Annotated in this window: 16 protein-coding genes and 1 riboswitch; all 16 genes read right to left on the bottom strand. The window is 41.5% G+C overall.

Features of this window, described 5'->3' with window-relative positions:
- Window position 1: 1 nt before the first annotated feature.
- The 16 genes from MKX62_RS12810 to MKX62_RS12735 all read right to left on the bottom strand — a co-directional run bounded on the left by MKX62_RS12810 (window position 2) and on the right by MKX62_RS12735 (window position 14,616).
- On the bottom strand, window positions 2-826 hold the full coding sequence (locus tag MKX62_RS12810; protein ID WP_067206346.1) for a sulfite exporter TauE/SafE family protein: 825 nt from the start codon (window positions 824-826) through the stop codon (window positions 2-4).
- Entirely contained in the window at window positions 826-1,689 is an 864-nt protein-coding gene (locus tag MKX62_RS12805; RefSeq protein ID WP_340741585.1) for a DUF72 domain-containing protein, read from the bottom strand. Before MKX62_RS12805 ends, MKX62_RS12810 begins: the two co-directional genes overlap by 1 nt.
- 585 nt (window positions 1,690-2,274) lie before the next feature.
- The gene (gene sufB, locus MKX62_RS12800) at window positions 2,275-3,672 is read right to left on the bottom strand and encodes a Fe-S cluster assembly protein SufB (protein WP_067206342.1); all 1,398 of its coding nucleotides are present in this window, start codon (window positions 3,670-3,672) and stop codon (window positions 2,275-2,277) included.
- A 22-nt stretch (window positions 3,673-3,694) separates the two neighbouring features.
- Window positions 3,695-4,135, bottom strand: coding sequence for a Fe-S cluster assembly sulfur transfer protein SufU (gene sufU / locus MKX62_RS12795; RefSeq protein WP_067206339.1), 441 nt, complete (start codon window positions 4,133-4,135; stop codon window positions 3,695-3,697).
- Window positions 4,125-5,354, bottom strand: a complete 1,230-nt coding sequence (locus MKX62_RS12790; RefSeq protein WP_067206336.1) for a cysteine desulfurase — start codon at window positions 5,352-5,354, stop codon at window positions 4,125-4,127. Before MKX62_RS12790 ends, sufU begins: the two co-directional genes overlap by 11 nt.
- Window positions 5,354-6,661, bottom strand: coding sequence for a Fe-S cluster assembly protein SufD (sufD, locus tag MKX62_RS12785; RefSeq protein ID WP_067206333.1), 1,308 nt, complete (start codon window positions 6,659-6,661; stop codon window positions 5,354-5,356). Before sufD ends, MKX62_RS12790 begins: the two co-directional genes overlap by 1 nt.
- Window positions 6,662-6,680: 19 nt before the next feature.
- Window positions 6,681-7,460 carry a Fe-S cluster assembly ATPase SufC gene (gene sufC / locus MKX62_RS12780; protein ID WP_067206330.1) on the bottom strand — a complete coding sequence of 260 codons (780 nt, stop codon included), beginning with the start codon at window positions 7,458-7,460 and terminating at the stop codon, window positions 6,681-6,683.
- Between the two features lie 248 nt (window positions 7,461-7,708).
- On the bottom strand, window positions 7,709-8,932 hold the full coding sequence (locus MKX62_RS12775) for a dicarboxylate/amino acid:cation symporter (protein WP_067206328.1): 1,224 nt from the start codon (window positions 8,930-8,932) through the stop codon (window positions 7,709-7,711).
- Window positions 8,933-9,081: 149 nt separating this feature from the next.
- Window positions 9,082-9,918 carry a MetQ/NlpA family ABC transporter substrate-binding protein gene (locus tag MKX62_RS12770; protein WP_067206326.1) on the bottom strand — a complete coding sequence of 279 codons (837 nt, stop codon included), beginning with the start codon at window positions 9,916-9,918 and terminating at the stop codon, window positions 9,082-9,084.
- A 74-nt stretch (window positions 9,919-9,992) separates the two neighbouring features.
- Window positions 9,993-10,853: a MetQ/NlpA family ABC transporter substrate-binding protein gene (locus MKX62_RS12765; protein WP_067206323.1), complete on the bottom strand. Its 861-nt coding sequence runs from the start codon at window positions 10,851-10,853 to the stop codon at window positions 9,993-9,995.
- 70 nt (window positions 10,854-10,923) lie between these two features.
- A complete protein-coding gene (locus tag MKX62_RS12760) occupies window positions 10,924-11,592 on the bottom strand; it encodes a methionine ABC transporter permease (RefSeq protein WP_067206320.1) in 669 nt (222 codons plus the stop codon).
- Window positions 11,585-12,610, bottom strand: coding sequence for a methionine ABC transporter ATP-binding protein (locus MKX62_RS12755; protein ID WP_067206317.1), 1,026 nt, complete (start codon window positions 12,608-12,610; stop codon window positions 11,585-11,587). Before MKX62_RS12755 ends, MKX62_RS12760 begins: the two co-directional genes overlap by 8 nt.
- A gap of 297 nt (window positions 12,611-12,907) precedes the next feature.
- A riboswitch (SAM riboswitch) is annotated at window positions 12,908-13,013 on the bottom strand.
- 54 nt (window positions 13,014-13,067) lie between these two features.
- Window positions 13,068-13,367, bottom strand: a complete 300-nt coding sequence (locus MKX62_RS12750) for a thioredoxin family protein (RefSeq protein WP_067206314.1) — start codon at window positions 13,365-13,367, stop codon at window positions 13,068-13,070.
- Between the two features lie 14 nt (window positions 13,368-13,381).
- Window positions 13,382-13,723 (bottom strand): toprim domain-containing protein, encoded by a 342-nt coding sequence (locus tag MKX62_RS12745; protein ID WP_067206312.1) that lies wholly within the window; start codon window positions 13,721-13,723, stop codon window positions 13,382-13,384.
- A gap of 74 nt (window positions 13,724-13,797) precedes the next feature.
- Window positions 13,798-14,181, bottom strand: a complete 384-nt coding sequence (gene gcvH / locus MKX62_RS12740; RefSeq protein ID WP_067206310.1) for a glycine cleavage system protein GcvH — start codon at window positions 14,179-14,181, stop codon at window positions 13,798-13,800.
- A 75-nt stretch (window positions 14,182-14,256) separates the two neighbouring features.
- The gene (locus MKX62_RS12735; protein ID WP_067206307.1) at window positions 14,257-14,616 is read right to left on the bottom strand and encodes an arsenate reductase family protein; all 360 of its coding nucleotides are present in this window, start codon (window positions 14,614-14,616) and stop codon (window positions 14,257-14,259) included.
- Between the last annotated feature and the right edge of the window lie 428 nt (window positions 14,617-15,044).

Here is a 15,044-nt window from a genome sequence, read left to right as displayed (position 1 = left end):
GTCACCCCATAAGTCCGTCAATAATCGATCTGATTCCTAGTAAGAGCAGGATAATTCGCAGTGCAACAACAAGCGTTTCCGATTTCATCTTTTGATTTAACCGAGCACCTATTTTAGCCCCGATATAAGCTGCTGGAATGACTGGAATCGTATAAAGCCACGGTACATTGCCAAGAGAAATATGCGTGATTGAATTGACGAGAGCTGATAAAAACACCATGAACATAGATGTACCGACTGCGACATGCGGTGGGAATAAGAAGAGTAGAATCATCGCTGGTACGAGGATTGAACCTCCTCCGATGCCGAAAAGACCCGATGCAAATCCGACGCCAAATGTCAGCAATAATGCAAACCAAACAGGGTACCCATAAATAAAAGTCTGATCTGTATTATCCGTGAAAGTTCTTTTTTTGCCGTGATTGACAAACCAGCTGACCGGTTTCAAATATTTACGTACCAGAAGAAGCGTCGATAATAGAATAAGTAAAATACCAAAATAGAGATTGAATGATGGCAGGTCAAGTCCTTTATTCACAAATGCACCGATAAGTGTCCCGGGAACACTTCCTAAGAAAAAGATGAACCCACTTTTGAAATCAATTGTTTTTGTCTTCATATAGGAAATTGTCGACGCCAAGCCCGTAAAGATCATCATAATAACAGATAGCCCAACGACGGTTTGCGGTGTAATTCCATCGATTAAGCCAAGGTTAATGCCAACGTAAAGTGTTGCTGGCACCAGAATGATACCACCACCTAATCCGACAAGTGCCCCAACAATTCCAGATGCTAGACCGATAACGGCCAATAAAATAAATTCCATCAAAATTCTCCTTCAAAAAAGTCAAGCTGCTTCGGCGTCAGACTTTCGTAGTTGATATTGAGCATTTTTTGAAAATGTTTCGCGTTTTGTGCTGCATGTCCGCCGGAATTATTGTTAAAAATGACGAAAACCTCATTCGTTTCTTGTTTTAATTTTTGAACAGCTGATTGAATCTCCTTCAGCTCAGTGTCATTGTAGTTATACAGATATCTAACTTTACGCCATGCTTTATCATCACCCGTAGTGTTGCGCCACCCTGCTACATTACGGCCGTGCAATCTAACAAGAACCTTATCCGGACGAGTGGTATTTGCTATTAGCGGAATACTCCCATGCCCTGCTTGCGGTTCATCGCACACCGAGTGAATTACGTTCAGTTTCTTCAAAAAAGACAGAGTTTCTAGTTGAAATTTGGGTGAATACCATGACTGATGCCTAAATTCAACGGCGATATCGAATCCATGCAATTTAGCGCAAACGAAGCGAATTTCCTCAACATTCTCTTTTGTACAGTCAAACCATGGAGGGAATTGGACAAGAATCATCGCTAGTTTGCCTGCTTCTTGAAGTGGTGTAACCGATAGCCGGAAAAGATTGTACATTTCATCCACAGATGCATACGGGAGTTCACCCCGATGATGCCCAGTCATACCCTGGTATGCCTTGACAATGAATCGGAAGTTATCTGGCGTTTCTTTAATCCATTTGCGAATATTACGCTCCGGCTGAATGGCATAAAAAGTAGCATCCAGTTCGACGATTGGAAAGTGTGCACTATAATCAATTAATTTTTCTTTCTTCGAAGAGGAAGAGTTATATACGTCCGGATGGTCACCCCAACCGGTTAATCCGATTTGGATCATTCCTCTGCCTCCTTTCAAATGAATCGGTACTATCTATATTAACATATTTAGACAACAGATTTGATGAAGTATACCACCTAGTTAATTCTAAATAAGTAGTGCCGAATATCACGTCTGTTGATTAACCATTTATTTGCATGAAATATTGGTGAGTAGGGCTTGGGAAAATCCATTTTCACTGGATCATTTTCGGTTCGCTTTCGGTGAATTATTCATGACAGATTTACTGAGGGGGGCCTAGTGTAACTAGAAGTGACTCCGTCACTTCTAGTTACACTTTTTTCAGTAATCTTGTTGTGAATAGTTGCCTGTCGCGTTCCTACAATGTTCGAGTGAAAAGTGCAGTTATGTTTGAATGAAACGAATAGTTGACTTTCTATAGTGATTGTAAGTGCCCGAAGATGCAATTTCGGGCACTCTTGCACATTGTACAATGCGTTTCTTGCTTACTTTTAGTTAAGAGTATAGAAGTCATTCAATCCAAAGCATTCTAAAGCAACTATACACGTAGCGACTATGGTGTGGCCGAATATATATGTAAAGACGAAAAAACCGACCCTAGTGGCCGGTTTTTCGATATGATAATTACCCGATTGAACCTTCCATCTCAAACTTGATAAGACGGTTCATTTCTACAGCATATTCCATCGGCAATTCTTTTGTGAATGGTTCGATGAAGCCCATAACGATCATTTCAGTTGCTTCAAGTTCAGGAACTCCGCGGCTCATCAAGTAGAAGAGCTGTTCTTCTGATACTTTAGAAACTTTCGCTTCATGTTCAAGTGAAATGTTATCATTCAGGATTTCGTTATATGGAATCGTGTCAGATGTCGACAAGTCATCCATAATCAGCGTGTCACACTCGATGTTCGCGCGTGCGCCATCTGCTTTACGTCCAAAGTGAACGATTCCGCGATACGTTACTTTACCACCGTGTTGTGAAATTGATTTCGACACGATTGTAGAAGACGTATTTGGTGCAAGGTGATGCATTTTCGCTCCAGCATCCTGATGCTGACCTTTTCCTGCTAGTGCGATAGAAAGTGTCATACCACGTGCGCCTTCGCCTTTAAGAATGATTGCAGGATATTTCATCGTCAATTTAGAGCCGATGTTCCCGTCAATCCATTCCATTGTTGCGTTTGCGTCACAAACTGCACGCTTCGTTACAAGATTGTAAACGTTATTTGCCCAGTTTTGGATTGTTGTATAACGGCAATACGCATCTTTTTTAACAATGATTTCAACGACAGCACTGTGAAGTGAATTCGTTGTATAAACAGGTGCAGTACATCCTTCAACGTAATGGACGCTTGCTCCTTCATCAACAATAATCATAGTACGCTCGAACTGACCCATGTTTTCCGAGTTAATACGGAAATAGGCTTGAAGTGGAGTTTCAACTTTAACGCCCGGTGGTACATAGATGAACGAACCGCCTGACCATACAGCCGAGTTCAATGCAGCGAACTTGTTATCTGAGTTTGGAATGATTGTTCCCCAATACTTTTTGAACAGTTCTTCGTCTTCCTTTAGTGCTGAATCTGTATCTTTAAACACAATTCCAAGGTCGACAAGTTCTTGTTTCATATTATGGTAAACAACTTCAGATTCGTATTGTGCAGAAACACCTGCAAGGTATTTTTGTTCAGCTTCAGGAATACCAAGTTTATCAAACGTACGCTTGATTTCTTCTGGTACTTCATCCCAAGAGCGTTCCGCCCCTTCAGAAGGTTTAACATAGTAAGTAATCTCGTCAAATTTAAGGGAGTTTAGATCTCCACCCCATTGTGGCATTGGCATTTTGTAGAACATTTCCAATGATTTCAGGCGGTAGTCAAGCATCCATTGAGGTTCGTTCTTCATACCTGAAATTTCTTCAACGATTTCCTTTGTCAAACCACGTTCCGAACGGAAAATGGAAACGTCTTTGTCAGCAAACCCATATTTGTAATCGCCGATATCCGGCATTTTTTTAGCCATTACTATTCCTCCGTCCTTTTAGTTACTGTTCGGAGTCATTTCCGACTCCCTTTTCCATCGCCTTCCATGCCAATGTTGCACATTTAATACGGGCAGGAAATTTCGATACTCCCGCAAGTGCTTCAATATCACCTAGGTCGATGGAGTCGTCAACATCTTTGCCCAGCATCATGTCCGAAAAGATAGAGGCCGCTTTTAATGCTTCATCTACTTTTTTACCTTTAACAATCTGCGTCATCATCGACGCAGATGCCATTGAAATTGAACAGCCATCGCCTTCGAATTTTGCATTTTGAACAATGCCATCATCTATTTGTAAAGTCAGATGGATCACATCGCCACATGTCGGATTATTCATATCGACAGTTATGCTACTTTCTTCGATGACGCCTTTATTTCTAGGGTTTTTATAATGGTCCATGATGACCGAACGATATAACTGATCTAATTTGTTAGTAGACATCTGCGAAATACTCCTTTGCGATACGGAGTCCGTCCACGAGGCGGTCAACGTCAGCTTCCGTATTATAAATATAGAAGCTTGCGCGTGCCGTGGATGATACATTGAGCCATTTCATAAGCGGCTGAGCACAGTGGTGACCTGCTCTGACGGCAATACCATGCATATCGAGCACGGTTGCAACGTCATGTGGATGGACATCGTTCAGATTAAAAGTAACAAGTCCGGCACGTTTCTCAGGATCGAGTGGACCGTAAATCTTAAGTCCATCGATTTCCGACATCCGTTCCATTGCATATTTAGCAAGTTCGTGTTCATGCCGTTCAATGTTATCTAGCCCGATTTCTTCAAGAAAGTCGATTGCTGCGCCTAAACCAATTGCACCTGCAATTATCGGCGTACCGCCTTCAAACTTCCAAGGAAGCTCTTTCCATGTCGATTCATACAAACCAACGAAATCAATCATTTCGCCGCCGAACTCGACCGGCTCCATTTTGTTAAGTAAATCTTTTTTACCGTACAGAACACCGATACCGGTAGGACCGCACATCTTATGTCCCGAAAAAGCGAAAAAGTCACAATCTAGTTTCTGTACATCGATTTTCAGATGCGGAGCAGCTTGCGCACCATCGACAACCATAACAGCTCCATGTGCATGTGCAATTTCTGCAATTTCTTTAACTGGATTCATCGTACCAAGTACGTTCGATACGTACATGATGGACACGATTTTGGTCCGGTCTGTAACAACTTCTCGGACTTTTTCAAGTGATAGTGTGCCGTCTTCCTCAAGGTCGACGTACTTCAACACTGCCCCTTTTTCTTTTGCCAGCTGTTGCCATGGAATAATGTTTGAATGATGCTCCATGTATGTGATGACGATTTCATCACCTTCACCGACATTCGCCCGTCCATAACTTTGTGCAACTGTATTTAAAGCCGTTGTCGTACCGCGCATGAATATGATTTCTTCAGTCGACTTCGCATTGATGAAGTTGCGCACTTTCTCGCGCGCTCCTTCATACCCTTCCGTCGCACGATTACCAAGCGTATGCACACCACGGTGGACGTTTGAATTATCAAAGCTATAATAATTGCTTATTGCTTCTATTACTTGGCGCGGCTTTTGAGAAGTCGCAGCACTATCTAGATAAACGAGCGGATGCCCGTTTATCTCTTGGTCCAATATAGGGAAATGTTTGCGGATGTCTGTACTGAGCATTAGCGCACTTTCCTTTCGATAACCTCCGTCAATTGTTTCTTAACGCCTTCAATCGGCAATTTGCTGACTACAGGCGCAAGGAAACCATGAATGACAAGGCGTTCTGCTTCATGTTGAGTAATCCCACGGCTCATCAAGTAAAATAGTTGCAGTGGATCAACACGACCAACAGATGCCGCGTGTCCTGCTGTTACATCATCTTCGTCGATAAGAAGGATTGGATTTGCGTCTCCGCGTGCCCTTTCACTTAACATAAGGACGCGTGACTCTTGGACAGCGTTCGCTCTTGTTGCACCTTTTGCGATTCTTCCGATACCGTTAAAGATACATGTAGATTCTTCTTTAACAACACCGTGTTTCAAGATGAATCCTTCTGTATCCGTTCCCCAGTGAACGATTTCAGTTGTGAAGTTTTGGCGCTGTTTACCGCGTCCAACAACAACTGTCTTCATGTCGCAATGAGATCCGTTACCAACAAGATGCGTGATATTTTCAGAAATCGTATCACTGTCATTCATCAGTCCAAGTGCCCAATCAATTCGGCTATCGCGTCCTGTAACTCCACGACGATTCACATAAGTTGTAAATCCTTTCGCAAGTACATCAACCGCACCGTAAGTAATTTGTGCATTATCACCTGTGAATACTTCAGATACGATATTAGCTAATCCTTTTGCTTCTTCTACAGTCGATAAATAGTTCTCGACATACGTCACTGAACTATTCGCTTCTGCCACAATAAGAACGTGGTTAAAGAGTGAAGCTTGTTCATCATCATGTAAAAACAACACTTGAATTGGCTCTTCTACAACAACATTTTTCGGAACATATACGAAAACGCCACCGTTTATAAGTGCTGCATGAAGTGCAGTCAGTTTATGCTCGTCTACCTTCACACCGTCTGTCATGAAATATTTTTTCATAAGATCACTATGTTCACGTGATGCTGTGAAAATATCTGTCATGATGACACCTTTAGCTTTCAACTCTTCAGATAAAAACAAGTAAGCTGGTGTGTTGTTGTGCTGTACATAAATACTGTTCTGTTGCTCTTTATCAACAAGTGCACGCGCTTCTTCAGAAAGCTCGTCCAAGGAAGCATACACAGTACTCTCTACCGTATGGGCAGGGAATTCCGTAAAGTTCCATTTGTCAATTTTCGTTTTATCTGGTCTTGGCATTGGAAGCTGTTCCGCTCTCACTAATGCGTCTGCGCGGAAATCCGCCATCCAATCTGCTTCATTCATCTTAGCGGAATAGGAACGGACGTCCTGTTCGGTTAATGCCAACTTTGTTTCAACCGTCATTTTGAATCGTCCTCCTTTCTTAAACTTCCTGCCCGACAGTTTCGTCTTCGATGCCAAGTTCTTCTTTAATCCAGTCATATCCTTGTTCTTCAAGTTTATGTGCTAATTCAGCTCCACCGGATTTAACAACTTTACCTTGCATCATAACGTGAACTTTGTCTGGTGTAATATAGTCAAGAAGACGTTGGTAATGAGTGATGATTAGGCAACCAAAATCTTCGCCGCGCATTTCGTTGATGCCTTTTGAAACAACTTTCAATGCATCGATATCAAGACCGGAGTCAATTTCATCAAGCACTGCAAATTTAGGCTTCAACATTGTAAGCTGAAGAATTTCGTTACGTTTCTTTTCTCCACCTGAGAAACCTTCGTTTAAGTAACGTGTAGCCATGTCTTCGTCCATTTCAAGGAATTCCATTTTGCTGTCGAGTTCACGGATGAATTTCATCAATGAAATTTCGTCGCCTTCTTCACGTTTAGCATTGATTGCAGAACGAAGGAAGTCAGCGTTTGTTACGCCTGTAATTTCGCTTGGATATTGCATGCCAAGGAAGATACCCGCTCTAGCGCGCTCGTCCACTGCCATTTCAAGTACATCTTCACCATCAAGTTTGATTGTGCCAGATGTCACAACATATTTGGGATGCCCCATAATCGCTTGCGCGAGTGTAGATTTACCTGTACCATTTGGACCCATGATTGCATGGATCTCATTTGTATTAATCGTCAAATCGACGCCTTTCAATATTTCCTTGCCTTCAATTTCAACGTGAAGGTCTTTAATTTCTAAAGTAGCCATTCCAATACCTCCAATATATTAAAGATGAACGGATATCCATTCTCAATTTAGTATCATTCTAATCTTAACGTAATAAGCATTGCCTTGCAAATCATTGAGAATCGTTTCATTTGAAAGGAATGCCCTTAATTCAAGACTTGTATGCATACATTCTTCTAGACTTCGCTCATTTTCAATTATCCAGTTTTAATGAGAAACCACACAATTCAAAAAACCGGCACGTAATGTACCGGTTCAAACTCGAATTATTAGTATTGATCTGGCTCTAAATTTGTTTTAGCATCGTCACTATCCGTGAATCTGTCAACGATAATAGCGAGTGCGCCATCACCTGTGACGTTCGTTGCTGTTCCGAAGCTGTCTTGTGCCATATAAAGTGCAATCATAAGTGCAACCATCGTCTGATCAAAACCTAGCATCGAAACGAGTAGTCCAGTTGCCGCTACTACTGCACCTCCTGGGACTCCAGGAGCTGCAATCATTGCAACACCTAGCATGAAGATGAATGGAAGATAATCACTGAATTCAACTGGCATTCCATTCATAAGCATGACACCGATTGAACATGATACAAGTGTGATTGTACTTCCCGATAGGTGAATTGTCGCGAAAAGTGGAATCGTGAAATCAGTCACCTTGTCCGACGCACCTGTTTTACGTGCTTGACTTAACGTAACCGGGATAGTCGCTGCAGACGATTGTGTCCCTAGTGCAGTGAAATAGGCAGGTGCCATCGTTTTCATCAAGAAAAACGGATTGCGTTTTGAAAGAGAACCAGCAATCGTATATTGAATCGTTAGCATGATGAAATGAAGAACGATAATCATAACGAATACCAGCGCAAACACGGAAAGAACCTTCGCAACTTCACCGGTATATGTCATATTTAGAAAAATCCCGAAAATATGGAATGGTAACAGCGGAATGATAACGAATGCAATCACCTTTTCTATTAGAACATTCAATTCCTCGAATACAGAGAGCATTGCCTTACTACCAATGGATGCCATACCTATACCTAGTACGAATGCGAGAAGGAGCGCTGACATAACACCCATAATCGGTGTCATTTCAAGTTCAAAAAAGGATTCCGCGGCAGCTCGACCTGCTTTTTCTACCTTGCCGTCTCCAAGACTTCCGATAAATCCTGGCAATAATGCTGTTGCCGAAAAATATGCAATAATACCAGCTACAATTGTAGATATATATGCAAATGCTGTTGCCAGTCCAAGGAGCTTACCAGATCCCTTGCCAAGCTTAGCGATTCCGGGCGTGATGAACGCAATAATGATTAGAGGCACTATAAAGTTCAGGAAACCTCCAAAAATCATATTAAATGTTGCGGCAAGACTGACAAACCAGTCCGTAAAGGCTGCTCCGATTGTCGGTATCTTCGGTAGAAGTACACCGAGTACAATTGCTAATCCAATGGCAATAACGATACGCCATATTAGACCAATTTTGAACTTCAAAACCATATCCCCCTATGATAAATATATGTATTTAAGAGACAACAATACCATAATATTTTTGCTATTGGAACATCTATTTGTGATTAACATCTATTGGAAAAAAGAAAACTCCACCGAGTTCAAAATCTTCGGCGGAGTTTTCTTCATACTTATTTTACCGGAACGACTGTGCCATCCCATTCTTTTAAAATAAAGTCTTGAATTTCTTTTGACTTCAATACTTCAATCAAAGCTTTGATCGAATCTTTATCTTCATCACCTTTTCTTACAGCGATGATATTTACATAAGGTGAATCCGCGTCTTCGATAGCAATAGAATCTTTAATCGGATTTAAACCCGCATCGATTGCAAAGTTCGAGTTGATCAGCAATGCATCGCCTTCATCATTTGAGTAAAGCTGCGGCATTAATCCCGGCTCATAGTTTGCGTCAAATTTGATGTTTTTAGGGTTTTCAACGATATCTTTCAGTTCAGCAGCTGTTTTATCTATACTTTCGTCAAGTTTGATAAGCCCTTTTGATTCAAGCATCGCAAGCACTCGTCCGTGATCAGAAATAGAGCTACTCATTAAAATCGTCGCACCATCTGGAAGTTCATCAAGTGATTTATACTTTTTCGAATAAACGCCGATTGGCTCAATATGAATGCCGCCTGCATTTACAAAGTCATATCCCGCATCTTCAATTTGTAATTCGAGATAAGGAATATGCTGAAAGTAGTTTGCATCGAGTTCGCTGGATTCAAGATCTTTATTCGGCAACACATAGTCTTGATATGTTTCGATTTGAAGGTCATAACCTTTTTCCTTCAACAATGGTTTTGCTTGTTCTAGAATGATCGAATGCGGTGTATTGGAAGCTCCGACAACAATCTTAGTTGTTTCTTTTTCGCCTACATTATTGCTGCCGCTAGTGTTTTTTGTTCCGCAAGCTGCAAGCGCGAGTATCAGTACTGCTAATAAAACACCTGTTAGAAATTTCTTCATTTCATAATCTCCCTTTTTTCTAAGATGACAATCTAGGTGATGGGTAAAGATAGTTGTCCACTTTCATCATCAAATCACTTCACAGGAATGACGTCGCCGCCCCACTCTTCGAGAATGAAGTCTTGGATTTCTTTCGATTTCAACACGTCAACCAAAATCTTAATTGCTTCAGTATTTTCATCGCCTTCTCTTACTGTGATGATGTTTGCATATGGCGACTCTGTCTCTTCAATCGCGATAGAATCGTCAAGTGGATTCAAACCTGCATCGATTGCATAGTTTGCGTTGATAACTACTGCATCGCCTTCATCATTTTTATACAATTGTGGTAAAAGTGATGGTTCGTAATTCGCATCAAATTCCAGATTTTTAGGGTTGTCAACAATGTCTTTCACTTCAGCTGTTACTTTATCTACTCCGTCAGCCAATTTGATTAACCCAGCCGACTCTAACAAAGATAGGACACGGCCATGTTCAGCTACTGAGTTACTAAAAATAATAACTGCACCGTCTGGAAGTTCATCAATTGATTTATATTTCGTCGAGTAAACAGCCATCGGTTCGATATGGATAGCTCCTGCATTCGCAAACTTATAACCGTGGTCAATTACTTGTTGATCTAAATAAGGAATGTGCTGGAAGAAGTTCGCATCCAATTCGCCTGATTCTAGATCTTTATTTGGCAAAATATAGTCTTGGTATGTTTCAATGACAAGTTCAATTCCTTTTTCTTTCAATATCGGTGCTGCCTTTTCTAAAATGATTGCGTGCGGTGTGTTAGATGCACCAATGACGATTTCCGTTTCTTCAACAGTTTCTTTGTCAGCTTTGTCTTCCCCACTTGTACTTTTATCATCGCTGTCATTTTTCGCTCCGCAAGCTACCAATGCCAATACAAGTACTGCTAATACTATTCCCCCTAAAAGCTTTTTCATGATTTTTTCTCCCCTTTTTCTATGTTTTTATATAATTTACAGGCTAGGCCTGATATTACTGTACTAACTATTATCTCTTGTCGAATTTCCTCACCGCAAAATCCCCGATGAATTGAATGATGAAAACGATAATTAAAATAAGGATTGTTGCAGCAAGTGTAACGTCTTCCCGGCTACGCTGGAAACCATCTAAGTATGCAAGAGTCCCAAGTCCACCTGCTCCGATAATCCCAGCCATAGCAGTGTACCCGACGAGTGCAATCGCTGTTACAGTAATTCCTGAAATAAGTGCAGGCATCGATTCCGGTATAAGAACTTTAAAAATAATCGTTCTCGTTTTCGCTCCCATTGACTTCGAAGCTTCAATTACACCTTTATCAATTTCCTGTAATGCAATCAACACCATTCTTGCATAAAACGGAGCCGCTCCAATAATAAGTGCCGGCATCGCTGCATCCGGTCCGCGGATTGTACCAAGAAGAAATTTCGTAAACGGAATAAGTAAAATGATTAATATGATAAACGGAATGGATCTAAAAATATTGACGAATGCTCCTGATATAATATTGACCAACTTATTCGACCAAAGTTGACCGGGACTAGATAGGAAGAGTAAAATTCCAAGTCCTAACCCAATAACTAAAGTGAACAATGTAGAAACCGCAGTCATATAGAGTGTTTCCACTGTTGCTTCCCACATTTTAGTCCAGTCGACATTCGGAAAAAGGTTTTCAATCATTACCGATCACCTCCGTCTGAACATCATTTTCATTGAGGTATTGAATTGCTTCCTCAATGATTGAGGAATCTCCAAGCAACTGAAGTATCAGTGTGCCGTATGCCCCGCCATGTGTATGGGATATGTTTCCCTGCACGATATTCACATCGACAGTGAATTTCCGAATAAGACTTGCGAGCACAGGTTGTTCTGTCCGCTCCCCTACAAATACAAGCTTGATAAGCGTGCCGGCAGGAAATTCTTCCTTAATATGCGCCATTGCCTGCTTCGCCTCCACGGGTTCCGTCACTTGAGAGACAAACCGCTTTGTGATCGGTTCCTTCGGTGATTGGAACACATCCAGGACATCTCCCAACTCAACAACTTTCCCTGCCTCCATAACTGCAACTCTGTGGCAAATTTTCCGGATAACGTGCATTTCATGTGTGATAAGCACAATTGTCAGTCCAAGTCGTTCATTAATTCCTGTTAGAAGGTCTAGTATTGAATCCGTTGTTTCTGGATCAAGGGCTGAAGTCGCTTCGTCACAAAGAAGGACTTCAGGGTCGTTTGCAAGCGCACGAGCAATCCCTACGCGCTGTTTCTGACCTCCAGACAATTCGGATGGATATGCATTTTCACGACCAGCCAAACCAACTAATTCAATCAGTTCCGCCACTTTCTTATCACGCTCGGCTTTTCGTACACCCGCGATTTCAAGAGGGAAAGCGATATTCTCCTTCACTGTTCTAGACCACAGTAAGTTAAAGTGTTGGAAAATCATACTCACTTTTTGTCGTGCTTCCCTTAGCTCTTTCCCTTTAATTGCTGATATTTCTAGACTTCCTATTTTAACACTACCTGACGTTGGCATTTCAAGACCGTTCAGTAGTCGAATCAACGTACTTTTTCCTGCCCCACTATAGCCGATGACTCCAAAAATCTCACCGTCAGTAATTTCAAGCGATACATTTTCGACTGCTGAAATACTGCCTGGCCCTTCACCGTATCGTTTATTTATATCCGTTAAATAAATCATTTTTTTCACCTCAGAAAAATTGTTTTGTTACTAATTTCGTCTAGCTTCAGACGCCAGATGCCTTCTGCTTTTCTCGTTGTCGAGCTGCAGGCACCTTCCGCTTTTCTTGCTGTCTAGCTTCAGGCGCCACCCCCTCGGGTCACAAGGCAGTTCGCTGTGGTGGCTTAGGTACGCCCCCTTCGCAATCTGACTTGTGCCTGTCAGGGCTGAGCGGCGCCTTCCACTTTTCAATACAAAAAAGCCTTCCTGCAGACGGGCAGAAAGGCTTGACGTTATCGAAAATAAACGTTGTCCAATCTCTCATCTTTCAAAGCGTATGCTTTGTGTGACTTGGCACCATTTCACTTACGTGACGGTTGCCGGGCTTCGCAGGGCACTATCCCTCCACCTCTCTTAATAAGAGCGACCTATTCAATTGAATGTTAAGACGAAGTATATCAAAGTTCCATATCTATTGTCAATCTATTTCTTCAAGTAGATACGGTACTGATTGAAATGCATAAATTTTATGGGTTAAAACGCCATCCTTTTGTATAAGAAGGCAAGGAACGCTTTCGATTTCATAGTCAATTGCAATATTTTGTACGTAATTCAAATCTGCTTTCCCGATTGGTATTCCCGGTCTCATGACGGTAATAACTTCCATCATTTTAGATGCGACTGCACAAGTTCCACACATTGGTGTATATAAATAAAACGCTGCCACTGAAGACTCTTTCAAAGCCATCTCCCATTGTTCGCGTGTCCAAGTTTCCATTAATTCTACATCCTTTAAATTAGAAATTCCGGTCTGATTTTAAAATCCGCACCTTGTAGTATTGTAGCCAACACTTTGTATGGGGTCGTCTCCACTTCCCGATAAACCTTTTCTGTGTACAAATGGATTGCTGCCGGGAACTCTCTTTTGAATAAAACACGGGTCTTTTCTCCATCTTCATCCGCATCAACGAAGACAAATAGTTCATGTTCTTCGTAAGGTGCAAGCAATTCTTCAAGCCGATAAGGACTTACTGTGCCGTTCGTACAAATAATTTCGACAGGCTCAACAAGTATTCGTGCCAAACGTTTCTTATCCGAACCGCCCTCGACGATAATTACTCTTTCATCCGACACAAGAAGCCCCTCCTTCGCTCTTTTTTATATAAAGATGCAAAAAACGCCGAAAAAGTACCGGCGCCTTGTCTTAGTTATTCTCCGACAGTCATTTTTTCATACGCTTCAGCTGACATAAGTTCATCCAGTTCAGAAACATTTGAAGGTTCAACAACGATCATCCATGCATTTTCATACGGTGATTCATTGACAAATTCAGGGCTGTCTTCAAGTCCTTCATTCACTTCAATTACTTTTCCGCTGATTGGTGCATAAAGTTCTGATACTGTCTTAACAGATTCAACGCTTCCGAAAGGCTCGTCCGCTTTGATGTCATCTCCGACAGATGGAAGTTCAACGAATACGATATCGCCTAGTTCAGATTGTGCAAAGTGAGTAATACCGATGCGGTAGTTACCACCTTCGTCTTTTACCCATTCATGCTCTTCAGAATAACGCAGATCTTTTGGTGTGCTCATTCCGTATCCCTCCAAATAAATAGTTTCATTCTCTTCAATTCTGTCATATTTCTCGAATAAAGACAAGATAGGAAATCAGTTAGTCCATACTTTGTCGAACTCTTCTTCCTTGAATCCGACAGTCACCTTACCATCACCGAAGACAATTGGTCTCTTAATCAACATACCGTCAGATGACAGCAAGCTAATTTTCTCTTCATCTGTCATTGTGAGCAATTTGTCTTTCAAGTTTAGCTCTCTATATTTCGTCCCACTAACGTTGAAAAACTTTTTCAACTCCAAATCCGATGCCGCAATCATTTTGCCAAGTTCTTCTACTGAAGGAGGAGCTTCCGCTATGTTCACTTCCTGAAAGTCCAAGTTGTTCGTCTCAAGCCATTTTTTTGCTTTCCTGCATGTCCCGCACTTTGGATAACCGTAATAAACTAATCCCATACCGCAACGCCTCCATTTTCGCCATTATAACAGAAAAAACACCTTGGCGCCTATTGGTACCTGGACGTCAAAGTGAGATCGGCAATTTTACTTCATTAAACAATCAAGTCTGTCGATTAATTATTGACTTGCATAATACGATAGCGAGCAGGGCTTGAAAACCGCTATAACCCTTTACTATTTTCGGCCCGCTTTCGGCGAATTAATTACGATATTATTACCGTGGGGCAGGTGCTTTGAAAGAATAGAAAAGATGACTTTCTATAGAGATTGTAAGTGCCCGAAGATGCAATTTCGGGCACTCTCGTACGTTGTACATTTCGTTCTTTGCTTACTTTTGCAAAGATTATGTGATGCCTTATAGGAAATTGACACTTCCTTAAAATAAATATGGAGATACTATAGAGAAGGATTGAGCGGTCAAAATT

Origin of the sequence: Sporosarcina sp. FSL K6-5500 (assembly GCF_038005665.1) — a bacterium.
GTDB classification, from domain to species: Bacteria; Bacillota; Bacilli; order Bacillales_A; family Planococcaceae; genus Sporosarcina; species Sporosarcina psychrophila.
The sequence above is the reverse complement of the archived record's forward strand: the minus strand, read 5'-3'. Positions and strand labels throughout refer to the sequence as shown.

What these genes read in the sequence shown, in the direction of transcription:
- MKX62_RS12810 (WP_067206346.1), bottom strand. Translation starts at nt 826, where the DNA reads ATGGAATTTATTTTATTGGCCGTTATCGGTCTAGCATCTGGAATTGTT.
- MKX62_RS12805 (WP_340741585.1), bottom strand. Translation starts at nt 1,689, where the DNA reads ATGATCCAAATCGGATTAACCGGTTGGGGTGACCATCCGGACGTATAT.
- sufB (WP_067206342.1), bottom strand. Translation starts at nt 3,672, where the DNA reads ATGGCTAAAAAAATGCCGGATATCGGCGATTACAAATATGGGTTTGCT.
- sufU (WP_067206339.1), bottom strand. Translation starts at nt 4,135, where the DNA reads ATGTCTACTAACAAATTAGATCAGTTATATCGTTCGGTCATCATGGAC.
- MKX62_RS12790 (WP_067206336.1), bottom strand. Translation starts at nt 5,354, where the DNA reads ATGCTCAGTACAGACATCCGCAAACATTTCCCTATATTGGACCAAGAG.
- sufD (WP_067206333.1), bottom strand. Translation starts at nt 6,661, where the DNA reads ATGACGGTTGAAACAAAGTTGGCATTAACCGAACAGGACGTCCGTTCC.
- sufC (WP_067206330.1), bottom strand. Translation starts at nt 7,460, where the DNA reads ATGGCTACTTTAGAAATTAAAGACCTTCACGTTGAAATTGAAGGCAAG.
- MKX62_RS12770 (WP_067206326.1), bottom strand. Translation starts at nt 9,918, where the DNA reads ATGAAGAAATTTCTAACAGGTGTTTTATTAGCAGTACTGATACTCGCG.
- MKX62_RS12765 (WP_067206323.1), bottom strand. Translation starts at nt 10,853, where the DNA reads ATGAAAAAGCTTTTAGGGGGAATAGTATTAGCAGTACTTGTATTGGCA.
- MKX62_RS12760 (WP_067206320.1), bottom strand. Translation starts at nt 11,592, where the DNA reads ATGATTGAAAACCTTTTTCCGAATGTCGACTGGACTAAAATGTGGGAA.
- MKX62_RS12755 (WP_067206317.1), bottom strand. Translation starts at nt 12,610, where the DNA reads ATGATTTATTTAACGGATATAAATAAACGATACGGTGAAGGGCCAGGC.
- MKX62_RS12750 (WP_067206314.1), bottom strand. Translation starts at nt 13,367, where the DNA reads ATGGAAACTTGGACACGCGAACAATGGGAGATGGCTTTGAAAGAGTCT.
- gcvH (WP_067206310.1), bottom strand. Translation starts at nt 14,181, where the DNA reads ATGAGCACACCAAAAGATCTGCGTTATTCTGAAGAGCATGAATGGGTA.
- MKX62_RS12735 (WP_067206307.1), bottom strand. Translation starts at nt 14,616, where the DNA reads ATGGGATTAGTTTATTACGGTTATCCAAAGTGCGGGACATGCAGGAAA.